We start from the raw sequence: 11929 nt of genomic DNA on the forward strand, positions 1-11929 counted from the left end.
CCCGGCGGTCAGTTCCTCGATCTCCATGGCTACGGTTTCGAACCGTTCGGCCGCCGCTCACCGCGAGCCGCTCACCGAGAGCCGCCCACGGGCAGGCCGGGGGCGATCACCGGCAGGTCCCGTTCCTCGGCGGCGCCGGCCAGGCGCTTGTCGTACGTGACGAAGGCGGTGAGAGCGTGCTCCAGGTGCTCGGCGGTGGCGAGGTGGATGGCGTCCAGCGTGCGGAGGTGCGGGGCAGGGAACCGGCATGCGGCTCGGAGGATGGGGTCGGAGAGCCGGATGCGGAGCAGTCGGTCGAGCAGATCCTCCGAGGCGTCCAGCAGAACCTGCGGTGCGCCGATCCGGATCAGCGCGCGCGGCACCTCGACCTGGGCCGGCGCGCTGGTCGCGTGGCCCTCGGAGCCGTGCGAGGAGAGGAACGTGCGCAGCGCGGTGGATTCGTCCTCGGGGACCAGGAGTTTGAGGATCGCGCAGGAGTCGAGGTAGATCAACGGTCCTCCTCCTCCCGCATGGCGTGCAGGGCGTCGGAGGCCGAGCCGAGTCGGGTGCCGATGTCGGGCAACGCCCAGTCGGAGAGGCCGCGTGCGGTGGCGGCGTTCTCCGGGTCGAGGGTGCCGTCGCGAGCGAGGTCCTCCAGGACCCGCTGTTCGGGATCGGGTGGCGCGAGGACGGCGATCAACCGTCCGTTGCGGGTGATTTCCACGCGTTCGCCGGCTGCAACCCGGTCGATCAACTCGCTGGCGTGTTGCTGGAGTTGGCGGATGGGAACTCTGGTCGTCATGCGACTCACGGTAGAGCTGATCGTGCGGCGACCACGAGGAGTGTGCGTCGGTTTCACGCGAACGGGTGCCGCCCCGTGCCGGGTGCGGCGGGAACGCCGACGGCCCCGCGATCGACGTGCGATCGCGGGGCCGTCCGCCGCCGCCCGGGGCCCGGAGGCCCTGGGGGTCAGCCGATGGAGCGGGGGAGCCGGGTGGTCAGGTAGAGGATGGTGAACGAGCCGACGAGCTGGATGCCGAGGCAGAGGGCGAGCGCGCGGCCCATGCCGAGGCCGGGGGAGAGCGACAGGTACAGGGTGCCGAGGGTGGCGACGCCGAGGGCGAGGCTGGACTGCTGGCCGGTGGCGAGGACGCCGCTGCCGACGCCGGCCCGGGCGGCGGGCACCTTGGAGAGGACGACCCGGAACAGCGGGGTGCCGATCAGGCCCTGTCCGATGCCGGCGAGGGCGACCCCCGGGGCCATCCGCAGCGGGGAGAAGTGCGCCCAGTCGGCGAGGACGGTCACGGCGAGGGTGGCGAGGCCGGCGGCCTGGATGACGGCGCCGGCGCTGAGCACCCGGCTGCCCCAGCGGCCGATCAGGCGCGGCCCGGCGAGCGAGGCGCTGAAGTAGCCGACGGCCATCGGGACGAGCGCCCAGCCGGCTGCGACCGGGCCGAGCTTCAGACCCTGCTGGAGGGCGACCGCGATGACGAACATGAAGCCGCCGAAGCCCGCGAAGTAGGGGAGTGCGATGCCGAGGCCGTGCCGCATCTCCGGGATGCGCAGCAGGGTCGGCGGCACCAGCGGGGTGTCCCCGCGCCGCTCGGCTCGCCGCTCGACCAGGGCGAAGGAGACGGCGAGGACGGGGAACAGGCCGAGCAGCACCCAGGACCAGAGCGGCCAGCCGGCGGCCCGGCCCTCCATCAGCGGGATGAGCAGGGCGAGCAGGGTGGCGGTGAGCAGGACGGTGCCGGGCACGTCGACCCGGGCGGCCCGGGCGGCCTTGCTCTCGGGGACGTAGCGGACCGCGAGCACCACGGCGAGCAGCGCGAACGGCACGTTGAGGAGGAACACCGAACGCCAGCCGGTGCCGAACAGGTCGGCGGCGACCAGCATTCCGCCGAGCACCTGCCCGATCACCACGGAGATTCCGCCGACCGCGCCGTACACGCTGAGCGCGCGGCCGCGCCGGGCGCCGTTGGTGGCGGCGGTGATGGTGCCGAGCACCTGCGGGATGAGCAGCGCGGCCGAGGCGCCCTGGGCGGCCCGGGCGGCGACCAGGGACCACGCGTCGGGGGCGAGGCCGCAGGCGAGCGAGGTGAGGGCGAAGGCGGCGGCGCCGACGACGAAGAGCCGGCGGCGGCCGAAGATGTCGCCGAGGCGGCCGCCGAGGACGAGCAGGACGGCGAAGGCGATGCCGTAGCCGGCGGCGACCAGTTCGAGGACGGCGGGCCCGGCGGCCAGGTCCTTGTCGATGGTGGGCAGGGCGACGTTGACGATGAAGAAGTCGAGCATCGGCAGGAAGGCCCCGAGCAGGACGGTGACCAGCCCGGCGGTGCCGAGGGCCGGGGTTCCGGGGGCGGGGGTGTCCGGCGAGGGGGCGCGGCGGGCCGCGGTGCCGGGGGTGGTGGCGCTGCGGTGCGGGGTGGGGGCGACGGCGAGTTGTTGGGTCACGGGTCATACGATCCGCCGCTCCGTACCCTGGTACCAGAGTGTGGTTATCCAGGTATAAGAAGTACCTGGCAACAGGCTGCCGGGTGCCGCATGCTGGGGAGCATGAGTCTGATGACCCCCGCCGCGCAAGCCCGTACGGCCTCGACCACACCGGCCCCCGGCAGGCCGGCGGCCACCGGGCCGCGCCCGGTCGGCGCGGGTGACGCCCGTCGGCACGAGCTGGCCGCGTTCCTGCGCAGCCGTCGCGAGCGGATCGCGCCCGAGCAGGTGGGCCTGCCGCTGACCGGCCGCCGCCGTACGCCGGGGCTGCGCCGGGAGGAGGTCGCGCAGCTCGCCGCGGTCGGGGTGACCTGGTACACGTGGCTGGAGCAGGGACGGGACATCCAGGTGTCCGCCCAGGTGCTGGACGCGGTGTCCCGGGCGCTGCTGCTGGACCCGAGCGAGCGCGCGCACCTGTTCACCCTGGCCGGCGCGGACGATCCGGCGCCGGTGCGGGAGTGCCCCTCCGTGACCCCGAGCGTGCGGCAGGTGCTGGAGCAGATGGCGCCGTACCCGGCCCTGGTGGTCAACTCCCGTTACGACGTGCTGGCGTACAACGCGCAGTACACCGGGATCGTCGGCGACCTCGCCGCGATGCCGCCGGAGGACCGCAACCTGATGTGGATGGCGTTCACGCCCTCGCGGTTCCGCGAGGTGCTGGTCGACTACCGCACCGAACGCCTCGGGATGGTGGCGCGGTTCCGCTCGGCGATGGCCGACCACAGCTCGGAGCCGGCCTGGAAGGCGCTGCTGGCCCGGGTGCTCAAGGCCTCGCCGGACTTCGCGGAGCTCTGGCAGCGGCACGACGTGATGCGGCCGGGCAACGGCATCAAGCGCTTCCAGGTGCCCGGTGTCGGGCTGTTGAGCTGCGAGTACACCAACTTCTGGCTCAGTCCCGGGTTGGGCACCCGGATGATCACCTACACCCCGCTGGACGACGGGACCCGCGCGCTGATGGACCGGCTGCCGACGGCGGCCTGAGCCGACGGCCGCTCAGGCCCGGGCGGCCGCGTCCCGCCCGAGCAGCAGGCACACCACCGCGAGCGGCAGTTCGACGCCGCCCGCCATGACCAGCGCGGCGAGCACCGCGTGTCCGGGCCCGGCGCAGGCGATGTCGGCCAGCGCGTCCGCGGTGAGCAGCAGGGCCACCGCCGCGCCCGCCCAGAGCGCGGCGGGGTTGCGACGGCGCAGCAGTGCGTCCAGCGAGAGCAGGGCGGAGAACTCCACCAGGTCGAGCACGACCCACGGGGTCTCGTGGCAGACGGCGAGGATCGTCAGCCAGGGCAGCAGGGCGACCGCGGCCATGACGGGCACCCGGGCGAAGCGCTCGGGCAGGGCGGACGAGGGGGCGGAGCGGACGGATCGGGCGGAGAGGACGGCGGTGCTCATGCCGCACCCCCGGCCCGGTGCTCCCGGCCGTTCCCCCGGCCGTTCTCCTGGCCGTTCCCCCGCCCCCGGGTCCGCTCCTGACCTCGCGTCCGCTCGCGCACCCGCTCCAGCGGCAGCCGTTCGGCGGCCCGGCCCGCCGGGTGCTCGACCAGTACCGCGTCGAACGGCCCCTCGGCCCAGGCGAGCCAGAACCGCCCGGCCACCGTGACCACCTCGGCCGCGGCCCACACCGGCCGGAACACCCGCCGCCCGGTGAACACCACCGAGGGCGCCGTGCCGTCGCCCGCCAGCCGGCCCCAGGCGAGCACGTGCCGGGCCCGCCCGCCGGACGGGCTGCGCCGGGCCCCGCGCAGCAGCTGCGGGGTGAGCCGGGCGCTGACCAGGACGTCGGTCAACTCGCCGTGCTGGTAGAGCTCCAGCGCGGCCCGGCCGCGGTCGGGCCGGACGCTGCGGACCGACCAGGGGCCGGCGCCGGCCGACAGCGCACCCTCCGGCTCCGACGCCGGGCGGAGCGCGCCCCCGGGAACACCCCCGTGGTTCCCGGGGAGGCGCCGTCCGTGCGGCGGAGTGGCGGAGTGCGGTGCGGTCCTCGTCATGCCTCCAAGCCTTCCGTCGACGACCCCTTCCTGTCGGTGGTGCTCCACCCCGAATCGGGGGTGTAGCCAGCTACACCCCCACCGGGCACCCCCCTTCATGGCGACCGATGATCACCGGGCCCTACGCTGTCGGCCATGCCCTCCACCACGTTGCGCCGAGCGCTCGTCAGGAGCCTCCGGCGTCCACCGTGGTCGCCCGGGACCTGGCGGGACGTCCGCTTCATAGCCGCCGGAATACCGTCGGCCGTGCCGGTCTGGCTGGTCGTCACCGACTCCGGACTGCTCTTCCCGCTGCTCGGCGCCGTCCTGCTCTGCACCCGCCCGCTGACCGCCCTCCAGCGCGGCCGGCTGCGCGCCCTGTACGGGGTGGAGATCCCGCCGCTGCGACCGCCGGCCCGGATCCGGGCCTGGCTGCTGGGAATGACCTGGCGCCAGCTCCTGCACCATCTCCTGGCCGGCCCGCTGCTGGCACTGGGCGCGGCGGCGCTGCTGTACGCCTGGGGCGCCGCCCTGGTGCTGACCACCCTGTACGCCTGGATCTGGCTGATGCCGCCCGGCACCGCGCTGCGCTCGGACCTGGCCGGGCTGGACGTCGGGCTCACCGCCGTCGGCGTGCTGCTGCTGGTCGCGCTGCCCTGGGCGACGACGGCGGCGGCCCACCTGGAGGTGTGGACGGCGCGGCAGCTGCTGGGTCCCGACCGGGCGGAGACGCTGGAGCGGCGGGTCGAGGAGATCGCCGAGAGCCGGGCCGGGCTGGTCGACGCGGTGGACGCCGAGCGCCGCCGGATCGAGCGGGACCTGCACGACGGCGCGCAGCAGCGCCTCACCTCGCTGGCGATGAACCTGGGTCTGGCCCGGCGCACCCTCAAGGACGTCCCGCCGGAGGTCATGCAGGTGATCGTGGAGGCGCACGAGGAGGCCCAGGCGGCCATCGACGAGCTGCGCGACCTGGTCCGCGGCCTGCACCCGGCGGTCCTGGAGGACCGCGGCCTGGACGCGGCGCTGTCCGGCGTCGCGGCCCGCGCCCCGCTGCCGGTGCGCCTGGACGTCGACCTCTCCGAGCCGGTCGCCCCCACCGTCGAGGCGGTCGCCTACTTCACCGTGTCCGAGGCGCTCACCAACGTGGCCAAGCACGCCCGCGCCGACCGGGTCGACCTCTCGGTGCGGACGGCCGGCGGCCGGCTGCGCCTGGTCATCAGCGACGACGGGGTGGGCGGCGCGGACGCCTCGCGCGGCACCGGGCTCACCGGTCTGCGCAAGCGCGCCGCCTCGGTCGACGGCACGTTGTCCGTTCTCAGCCCCCTCGGGGGTCCCACCACCATCACCGTGGAGTTGCCGTGCGCGCTGTGATCGCCGAGGACTCGGTCCTGCTGAGGGTCGGCCTGGTCAAGGTCCTGGAGGCGGTGGGCTTCGAGGTCGTGGCCGCCGTCGGGGACGCCGTGGAGCTGCTGGCCGCGGTCGAGGAGCACCGTCCGAAGGTCGTGGTCGCCGACGTCCGGATGCCGCCGGGCTTCCACGACGAGGGGGTGAAGGCCGCGATGGTGATCCGCCGGCAGTGGCCGGAGACCGCGGTCCTGCTGCTCTCCCAGTTCGTGGAGGAGCGGTACGCCGCCGACCTGCTGGCGACCAACACCAGCGGTGTCGGCTACCTGCTCAAGCAGCGGGTGGCCAATGTGGACGACTTCGTGGACGCGCTGCAGCGGGTCGCCGAGGGCGGCACCGCGCTGGACCCGGAGGTGGTCGCGCAGCTGCTGGTGCGCCGCCACCGGGATCCGTTGGAGAAGCTGACCCCGCGCGAGCGGGACGTGCTCGGCCTGATGGCGGAGGGCCGTTCCAACGCCGCGATCGCCGCCTCGCTGGTGGTCAGCGACAGCGCGGTGGCCAAGCACATCAACTCGATCTTCACCAAGCTCGACCTGCCGCAGGCCGAGGACAGCCACCGCCGGGTGATGGCGGTGCTGCGCTTCCTGGAGGTCGGGTGACGGCCGCGGCGGCGAGGGCCTGGCGGGTCACCGGGACGCTCGCGGCCGTGCTGGTCGTGCTCGGCGCCGGGGTGCAGACCTGGTCGGTCGTGGCGCAGCAGCAGTCGACCGGCAGCCGGTCGTACGACGTGCCGGTCCACCGGCTGAAGCTGGAGACGGGGAGCGCCTCGGTCAAGGTGCGGGCCGGGCGGGCGGACCACGTGGTGATCGGCCAGCGGCTGGACTGGACGGTGCGCAAGCCGGTGGTGTCGAGCATCGTCGTCGACGGCCTCCTCACCGTCGGTGTGCGCTGCCGGTCGGTCCTGCCGGTCGTGGACTTCGGCTGCGGCGCCGAGATCGAGGTGGAGGTGCCGGAGGCGACCGAGGTGTCGGGGTCGGTGGGCTCCGGCTCGGTCCGGGTGGAGGGGCTGAGCGGGAACGTGGACGTGGAGCTCGGCTCCGGCGAGCTGCTGCTGGTCGGCACCTCCGGGGACGTGACGGCACACGCCACCTCCGGGCTGATCCGGGGCGAGGACCTGAGCGCGCGGCGGGTCGACGCGGAGACCACCTCGGGGGCGATGGAGCTGGCCTTCACCAAGGCCCCGCAGCAGGTGGAGACCAGGGCCACCTCCGGTTCGGTGACAATGACCCTGCCGAGGAACAGCCGCTACGCCTTCTCCAGCGACGTCGGGTCGGGCACCGGCCGGATCGACCCGGAGCTGGCGGACTCCGACAGCCCGAACCGCATCCACGCCACGGCCACCTCGGGGTCGATCACCATCGACCCGTCGTAGCGCCGACGGTCGGCCGGCTCCACCGGGCATGGCGGCCGGCACCACCGGCCACGGCATCGTCCGCCGGTGGTGCCGGCGGCCGTCGCGCGGGCCGCTCACCCGGGTGGGGGACAATGGAGAGTCCCGTCCCCCCGACCCGAGGTCAGCCGCGCATGACAGCCACGTCCGCACCCACCGCGTCCGACACCGAGTTCGCGCCGCTCGACATCGGCCCGATCCGGGTGTGGCCGCCCGTCGTGCTGGCGCCGATGGCCGGCATCACGAACGCGCCCTTCCGCACCCTCTGCCGGGAGCAGAGCGGCGGCAAGGGCCTGTACGTCTCGGAGATGATCACCACCCGGGCGCTGGTCGAGCGCAACGCCAAGACCATGCAGCTGATCAAGTTCGACCCGAGCGAGAAGCCGCGCTCGATCCAGCTGTACGGGGTGGACCCGGTGACCGTCGGCAAGGCCGCCCGGATGATCGCGGACGAGGGCCTGGCCGACCACATCGACCTCAACTTCGGCTGCCCGGTCCCGAAGGTGACCCGCAAGGGCGGCGGCTCGGCGCTGCCGTACAAGCGCAACCTGCTGCGGGAGATCCTGCGCGAGGCCGTCGCCAACGCGGGCGACCTGCCGGTGACCATGAAGATGCGCAAGGGCATCGACGACGACCACCTCACCTATCTGGACGCCGGCCGGATCGGCGCCGAGGAGGGCGTGGCCGCGATCGCCCTGCACGGGCGCACCGCCGCCCAGCACTACGGCGGGACGGCGGACTGGTCGGCGATCGCCCGGCTGCGCGAGTCCGTCCCGGCGCACGTGCCGGTGCTGGGCAACGGGGACATCTGGTCGGCGGACGACGCGTTGCGGATGATGCGCGAGACCGGTTGCGACGGCGTCGTGGTGGGCCGCGGCTGCCTGGGCCGGCCGTGGCTGTTCAAGGACCTGGTCGCGATCTTCGAGGGCGACGTCGACCACGCCCGCCCGGACTTCGGCTACGTGGCGCGGGCGATGGTGCGCCACGCGCAGCTGCTCGGCGAGTGGATCGGCGACGAGGCGCGCGGCGTGATCGACTTCCGCAAGCACGTCGCCTGGTACACCAAGGGCTTCTCGGTCGGTTCCGAGCTGCGGGTGCGGCTCGCCGGCTCCTCCTCGTTGGCCGAACTGGCCACGACCCTGTCCGAGGTGGAGCAGTCCCAGGGCTGGCCGGACGGCGCGGACGGCCCGCGCGGGCGCACCAGCGGCAACGGCCGGGTGGTCCTGCCGGAGGGCTGGTTGGACGATCCGTACGACTGCGCCCGCCCGGGCGTGGACGCCGAATCGGACACGTCCGGCGGATGATCTGTACGGACCGTCGAAGTCGGCCTGATCGGGCCGACTGCCACTAGGTCCCAGCCCTCTTGTCCATTCTGGACAGGAGGGCTCCTTTTCGGCGTCCGGATGTCACGGAACGAGCACGTTTCTGGACACTGTGCGACGATCGGCGGAGGTGGTCTACGTTCGACCGGCGAGACACGCTGGTGACGCTTGCCACACGCCGCAGGGGCTGATGCCGGGTCAGTGGACGAAATGGACAGGTCGGCCGTGAATCGCTTCCCGAAGCCGGCCGGCCGGGGATCGGGCGATCCGGCTGCAGGAAATCAAGCCGGGGCAACGCGACCGACCCACGGTCGCTACCCAGCGTCCGGATCGTGTGATCTTCGGGTTTCGTTGTGTTCAAGAGTTGAACGCTTGCTAGCGTCAGGCGGACGATTTCACCAACAGAGGTGAACGCCTTTATGTGCATTCGATCTAGCGGGTTACCTCTCGGTACCGGCCTCGGGTGGCCTATTCAGGGCAGAGAAGTGCCTTCGAAATGGGTATGTTCTCCGGCGTCAGGGCAACCGCGTACGAGGAGACCGACCCGTGCCGTCCCAGCAGAAGTTTGTTTACTCCTTCACCGAAGGAAACAAGGACCTCAAAGATCTTCTTGGCGGCAAGGGCGCGAACCTGGCCGAGATGACCAACCTGGGCCTCCCCGTCCCCCCGGGATTCACCATCACCACCGAGGCCTGCAAGGTCTTCCTGGAGACGGGCAGCGAGCCCACCTCCCTCCACGAGGAGATCAGCGCCCACCTGGACGCCCTCGAACTGGAGATGGGCAAGAAGCTCGGCCAGGCCGACAACCCCCTCCTGGTCTCGGTGCGCTCCGGCGCGAAGTTCTCCATGCCCGGCATGATGGACACCGTCCTGAACATCGGCCTCTCCGACGCCTCGGTGACCGGCCTCGTCGCCCAGTCCGGCAACGAGCGCTTCGCCTGGGACTCCTACCGCCGCCTGGTCCAGATGTTCGGCAAGACCGTGCTGGGCGTCGACGGCGAGCTGTTCGAGGAGGCCCTGGACGAGGCCAAGCACGCCAAGGGCACCGTCAACGACCTGGACCTGGACGCTTCCGACCTCCGGGAACTGGTCGAGGTGTTCAAGGGCATCGTCGAGCGGGAGACCGGACGGGCCTTCCCGCAGGACCCGCGCGAGCAGATGGACCTCGCCATCCACGCGGTCTTCCACTCCTGGAACGGTGACCGCGCCCGGCTGTACCGCCGCCAGGAGCGCATCCCGAACGACCTCGGCACCGCGGTCAACGTCTGCACCATGGTCTTCGGCAACCTCGGCGAGGACTCCGGCACCGGCGTCGCCTTCACCCGCGACCCCTCCACCGGTGCCCAGGGCGTCTACGGCGACTACCTGTCCAACGCCCAGGGCGAGGACGTCGTCGCCGGCATCCGCAACACGCTGCAGCTGTCCGAGCTGGAGAAGCTCGACAAGAAGTCGTACGACGAGCTGATGGCGATCATGCAGAAGCTCGAGAACCACTACCGCGACCTCTGCGACATCGAGTTCACCATCGAGCGCGGCAAGCTCTGGATGCTGCAGACCCGCGTCGGCAAGCGCACCGCCGCCGCCGCCTTCCGGATCGCCGTCCAGCTCGTCGACCAGGGCCTGATCGACCTGGACGAGGCCCTCATGCGGGTCACCGGCGGCCAGCTGGCCCAGCTGATGTTCCCGCGCTTCGCCCCGACCGCCGAGTCCAAGCAGATCGCCTGGGGCCTCGCCGCCTCGCCGGGCGCCGCGATCGGCAAGGTCGTCTTCGACTCGTACACCGCCGTCAAGTGGTCCCGCTCCGGCGAGAAGGTCATCCTGGTCCGCCGCGAGACCAACCCGGACGACCTGGACGGCATGATCGCCGCCGAGGGCATCCTCACCTCGCGCGGCGGCAAGACCTCGCACGCCGCCGTCGTCGCCCGCGGCATGGGCAAGACCTGTGTCTGCGGCGCCGAGGAGCTGGAGGTCGACACCAAGGGCCGCAAGTTCACCACCGCCGACGGCCTGGTGATCCACGAGGGCGACGTCGTCTCCATCGACGGCGCCTCCGGCAAGGTCTACCTCGACGAGGTGCCCGTCCTGCCGTCCCCCGTGGTCGAGTACTTCGAGGGCACCCTGCACGCCGGCGCCGACGTCCAGGGCGGACTGGTCCAGGCCGTCCACCGGCTGATGTCGCACGCCGACGGCCGTCGCCGCCTGGCCGTGCGCGCCAACGCCGACAACGCCGAGGACGGCTCGCGCGCCCGCCGCTACGGTGCCCAGGGCATCGGCCTGTGCCGCACCGAGCACATGTTCCTCGGTGAGGAGCGCCGCAAGGAGGTCGAGCACCTGATCCTCGCGGACAACGACAAGGACCGCGAGCTCGCCCTCTCCACCCTGCTGCCGCTGCAGAAGGGCGACTTCCTGGAGCTCTTCCAGGCGATGGACGGGCTGCCGGTCACCGTGCGCCTGCTCGACCCGCCGCTGCACGAGTTCCTGCCGGACATCACCGAGCTGTCGGTGCGCGTCGCCCTCGCCGAGGCCCGCAAGGACCCGAACGAGAACGACCTGCGCCTGCTCCAGGCGGTGCACAAGCTGCACGAGCAGAACCCGATGCTCGGCCTGCGCGGCGTCCGCCTCGGCCTGGTCATCCCCGGCCTGTTCGGCATGCAGGTCCGGGCCATCGCCGAGGCCGCCGCCGAGCGCAGGCTGGCCGGCGGGGACCCGCGTCCCGAGGTGATGATCCCGCTGGTCGGCACCGTCCAGGAGCTGGAGCTGGTCCGCGACGAGTGCGAGCGCGTGCTCGCCGAGGTCGCCCAGTCCACCGGCGTCCAGCTGGACATCAAGCTCGGCACCATGATCGAGCTGCCGCGCGCCGCGGTGACCGCCGGGCAGATCGCCGAGGCCGCCGAGTTCTTCTCCTTCGGCACCAACGACCTGACCCAGACGGTCTGGGGCTTCTCCCGGGACGACGTGGAGGCCTCGTTCTTCACCGCCTACCTGGAGAAGGGCATCTTCGGGGTCTCCCCGTTCGAGACCATCGACCGCGACGGCGTCGGCTCGCTGGTCAAGCACGCCGTCGAGGCCGGCCGGGCCACCCGCCCCGACCTCAAGCTCGGCGTCTGCGGCGAGCACGGCGGCGACCCGGAGTCGGTCCACTTCTTCCACGAGGTGGGGCTGGACTACGTCTCCTGCTCCCCCTTCCGGATCCCGGTGGCGCGCCTGGAGGCAGGCCGCGCCGCCATCGAGACGGCGGGCAGCGACTCGCGCTGAGGGAGGGAAGGCATCCCCTCCTCACGCGCGGGCACGACTGACCGCTCCCCCTCCCACCGGGAGGGCGTACACCGGAGCTCGGCGCAGGAGAACCGGCGTACGTGAAACGGCCGGGCGGGAAC

11 protein-coding genes are annotated in these 11929 nt (G+C 72.6%); 6 read left to right on the forward strand and 5 right to left on the reverse strand.

Annotated elements, in window-relative coordinates:
- Positions 1 to 71 precede the first annotated feature (71 nt).
- The 3 genes from ACFV04_RS13465 to ACFV04_RS13475 form a co-directional block, all read right to left on the reverse strand.
- Entirely contained in the window at positions 72 to 491 is a 420-nt protein-coding gene (locus ACFV04_RS13465) for a type II toxin-antitoxin system VapC family toxin (protein ID WP_380346221.1), read from the reverse strand.
- Complete coding sequence (locus ACFV04_RS13470) at positions 488 to 781, reverse strand: type II toxin-antitoxin system Phd/YefM family antitoxin (RefSeq protein WP_380528964.1); 294 nt, start codon at positions 779 to 781, stop codon at positions 488 to 490. The genes ACFV04_RS13465 and ACFV04_RS13470 overlap by 4 nt, the downstream gene beginning before the upstream one ends.
- Before the next feature lie 167 nt (positions 782 to 948).
- Positions 949 to 2433, reverse strand: coding sequence for an MFS transporter (locus ACFV04_RS13475; protein ID WP_380528966.1), 1485 nt, complete (start codon positions 2431 to 2433; stop codon positions 949 to 951).
- 111 nt (positions 2434 to 2544) lie between these two features.
- On the opposite strand from ACFV04_RS13475, the gene ACFV04_RS13480 reads away from it, so the two are divergent.
- Complete coding sequence (locus tag ACFV04_RS13480) at positions 2545 to 3453, forward strand: helix-turn-helix transcriptional regulator (RefSeq protein WP_380528974.1); 909 nt, start codon at positions 2545 to 2547, stop codon at positions 3451 to 3453.
- 12 nt (positions 3454 to 3465) lie between these two features.
- Here the strand turns inward: ACFV04_RS13480 and ACFV04_RS13485 are convergent, their stop codons facing one another.
- On the reverse strand, positions 3466 to 3861 hold the full coding sequence (locus ACFV04_RS13485) for a hypothetical protein (RefSeq protein WP_380528968.1): 396 nt from the start codon (positions 3859 to 3861) through the stop codon (positions 3466 to 3468).
- Positions 3858 to 4457, reverse strand: coding sequence for a hypothetical protein (locus ACFV04_RS13490; protein WP_380528969.1), 600 nt, complete (start codon positions 4455 to 4457; stop codon positions 3858 to 3860). The genes ACFV04_RS13485 and ACFV04_RS13490 overlap by 4 nt, the downstream gene beginning before the upstream one ends.
- A gap of 135 nt (positions 4458 to 4592) precedes the next feature.
- Between ACFV04_RS13490 and ACFV04_RS13495 the strand changes: the two genes are divergently transcribed.
- The 5 genes from ACFV04_RS13495 to ppdK all read left to right on the forward strand — a co-directional run bounded on the left by ACFV04_RS13495 (position 4593) and on the right by ppdK (position 11807).
- Positions 4593 to 5807, forward strand: a complete 1215-nt coding sequence (locus ACFV04_RS13495; protein ID WP_380346230.1) for a histidine kinase — start codon at positions 4593 to 4595, stop codon at positions 5805 to 5807.
- Positions 5795 to 6439 (forward strand): response regulator transcription factor, encoded by a 645-nt coding sequence (locus tag ACFV04_RS13500; RefSeq protein WP_360248815.1) that lies wholly within the window; start codon positions 5795 to 5797, stop codon positions 6437 to 6439. The genes ACFV04_RS13495 and ACFV04_RS13500 overlap by 13 nt, the downstream gene beginning before the upstream one ends.
- The gene (locus tag ACFV04_RS13505) at positions 6436 to 7212 is read left to right on the forward strand and encodes a DUF4097 family beta strand repeat-containing protein (RefSeq protein WP_380346232.1); all 777 of its coding nucleotides are present in this window, start codon (positions 6436 to 6438) and stop codon (positions 7210 to 7212) included. The genes ACFV04_RS13500 and ACFV04_RS13505 overlap by 4 nt, the downstream gene beginning before the upstream one ends.
- A 152-nt stretch (positions 7213 to 7364) precedes the next feature.
- The gene (dusB, locus tag ACFV04_RS13510; protein ID WP_380346234.1) at positions 7365 to 8534 is read left to right on the forward strand and encodes a tRNA dihydrouridine synthase DusB; all 1170 of its coding nucleotides are present in this window, start codon (positions 7365 to 7367) and stop codon (positions 8532 to 8534) included.
- Between the two features lie 564 nt (positions 8535 to 9098).
- Positions 9099 to 11807 carry a pyruvate, phosphate dikinase gene (gene ppdK / locus ACFV04_RS13515; protein WP_380346236.1) on the forward strand — a complete coding sequence of 903 codons (2709 nt, stop codon included), beginning with the start codon at positions 9099 to 9101 and terminating at the stop codon, positions 11805 to 11807.
- The last annotated feature ends 122 nt before the right edge of the window (positions 11808 to 11929 follow it).

The sequence above is a fragment of the Kitasatospora sp. NPDC059599 genome (assembly GCF_042735125.1).
Lineage (GTDB): Bacteria > Actinomycetota > Actinomycetes > Streptomycetales > Streptomycetaceae > Kitasatospora.